At 47.3% G+C, this 2,600-nt stretch carries 2 protein-coding genes; both read right to left on the bottom strand.

The features are described from left to right. Positions 1–24 precede the first annotated feature (24 nt). Positions 25–201: a hypothetical protein gene (locus AAKU64_RS22290; protein WP_354335815.1), complete on the bottom strand. Its 177-nt coding sequence runs from the start codon at positions 199–201 to the stop codon at positions 25–27. 241 nt (positions 202–442) lie between these two features. Next, positions 443–1,825: an NAD-dependent succinate-semialdehyde dehydrogenase gene (locus AAKU64_RS22285; protein WP_323493023.1), complete on the bottom strand. Its 1,383-nt coding sequence runs from the start codon at positions 1,823–1,825 to the stop codon at positions 443–445. Positions 1,826–2,600: the final 775 nt, after the last annotated feature.

The raw sequence follows: 2,600 nt of genomic DNA, 5'->3' as shown, positions 1-2,600 counted from the left end.
TGGACGCCCAAACTCCGTCCGTAGTCAGAAAGTTCCTGCATAAATGATCGGGGTTGGGGTACTTTTTACTTCAACTTTTAAGTGCACCAACGCCGTTTGAAGTGCACCAACGCCGGCTACCGAGGGAATCAGCGCGACACGCCGTTCATGTACTTGGGTTTCTTTTAATACGGCAACGTTGACATACATCAGATTATCCAATTCCTTGGGTCAAACATGGATCGGGCTATCGTCACTTACTTTTCGTCAGAGGAAATTTTTACTAGACCACGCTTTGTCTAGCGGGACAAATCATTAGAATTTTGTCCAATGTGTAGAAGCTGTTGAGCGAATGTGTCGTCTGAAAGTAATAGAAGATTTGAGGGATTTGGCAATACGCCCGCGCGCAAGTATTAATGTCAAAACCTAGACCTTCATACTTGCAACCGGATTCTGCGATCGATCAAACCGGTGCAGCGTGATCCGCAATACGAACAAGTTTCTTATTGACGAACTCTTGTATTCCCATGTTGCCCAATTCGCGTCCGTAACCAGAATATTTGATCCCGCCGAACGGTAGTTCTGCATCTGACCAATCGAGGTTATTGATAAACATCATGCCCGTATCGACTTGGCTTGCAACACGCTTACCGCGAGCTATGTCTTTGGTGAATACAGACCCGCCCAGACCAAAGTCGGAGTCATTTGCCAGTGCGATTGCGGCAGCTTCGTCCTTGACGCGATAAAAGGAAACGACTGGACCAAAAAATTCATCACGGAACGCTGGATTATCTGGTTTGATGTCCGTCAGGATCGTGACTTCCATAAAGGAGCCTGGACGGGCAAGACGCTTGCCACCCATCACAAGCTTGGCGCCGTGTTTCACTGCGCTATCGACCTGCTGTAGTAATTGAACCAATGCCGCCTCGGTCGACAGAGGACCGTGCGTCGTTGCTTCATCCATCGGATCACCGGGTTTTAATCCAGACAATGCCGACGAAAATTTCTCCAGAAATTCATCCGCAATAGAATCCATCACAATGAAACGCTTAGCTGCGCAACAGGTTTGTCCACCGTTATACATCCGCCCCCAGACCGCCCATGGAATCGTTTTTTCCAGATCCGCATCATCCAGCACGATAAACGCATCGCTGCCACCGAGCTCCATTGACGTCTTCTTCAGATTTTGTCCGGCACGAGCAGCAACCGTCCGCCCTGCCGCAACGCTACCTGTTAATGCCACACCTTTGATACGAGGATCGTCAATCACAATGTCTGACTGTTTATGCGTGATCAGCAGATTCGTATAGGCACCTGCCGGCGCGCCAGCGTCAATCCACAGCTGTTCAAACGCTATCGCGCATTGCGGTACGCAGCCCGCATGTTTTACCACTAATACATTACCAGCCATTAATTGCGGACCAGCGACACGTGCAAGTTGGTAATAAGGGAAATTCCACGGTTCAACGCAAAACAGCACGCCAAATGGACTGCTCTCCATATGTGCCTCACCGACTTTGGGATTGAGCTTCACCGGCTTCAAAAAGTCTTCTGCATGATCGGCGTAATACGACAGGATATCTGCACTAAATTGCACTTCCCCACGCGCTTCATCGATGCGTTTGCCCATTTCCAGCGTCGCCAGTTTTGCGAAATCATCCACACGCGCGTGAAGTAATTTTGCCGCTTTTTTTACGATCGCTGCGCGCTCTTGATAACTGGTCTGTTTCCAAGTCTGGAAACAGGATTCAGCACTAGCCAATGAACTCTCAAGTTGGGTTTTACTTAAATGCTCAAATGTTTTGAGTGTCTTGCCGTCATTCGGATTGATACTTTGATAGGACACGATGGAAACCTCTTTCTATGGAATTTATAAACGTTGCGTTGCTCGCAGAATTGCGATGGACGGTCATTTACAAGGCCAATCTATTTTCTGATAATGCGCCTTGACGAGATTGCTCTCAGTTCGATAGCGCGCTTAGGAGAAAATATACAAAAGAGAATGAGTTATACGAGTTAAGTAAAAATAAGTATGTAGCGTCACCAGCACAATAAACTTATGCGCCTGTACCGAACGTAGTGCGTTGAAGTTCAACAAAATTAATAAAGCGGCACCCTCTGAAGGGTGCTCTAGATAAAAACCTCGTCCATCCTCAGACATCTGCGCAAAAAGTACATGTCGCATCGGTGTTTCGATTCTATCGGCAATTACTCGCCTGTTAAGGCTCTTCCAAACATTGCCTATAGAAAAATGATCGTAGCGTCGTCATTATTGCAATTAATTTGATTTCCAAATTATTAGTCGACCATGATCCTATTGACTCAGTGCAATAATGAGAGAAGCAAGAGACTTCCGAGATCAAGGTCTCTGGATCTGATCATCCTCAGGCACAACAAACACTGTTAGTGACGAATAGGCGACCGCTGAACGAGCAAGTGACGACAACTTATTTATGCTCTTTGACCTCTTCAAACTCCGCATCAACCACATCATCTGACTGTGCTTCCTGCTTAGACGAGTGGGAGGCAGAATCGTTGCTTGCTGCGCCGGAATGCTGAGCAGACTGTTTTGCAGCCGCATTGGCTTGCATCTTATCTCCCAACTTTTGTGCTGAGCTGGA

Source organism: Undibacterium sp. GrIS 1.8, assembly GCF_040544445.1.
Lineage (GTDB): Bacteria > Pseudomonadota > Gammaproteobacteria > Burkholderiales > Burkholderiaceae_D > Undibacterium.
This window is presented reverse-complemented; position numbering and strand designations above follow the sequence as displayed.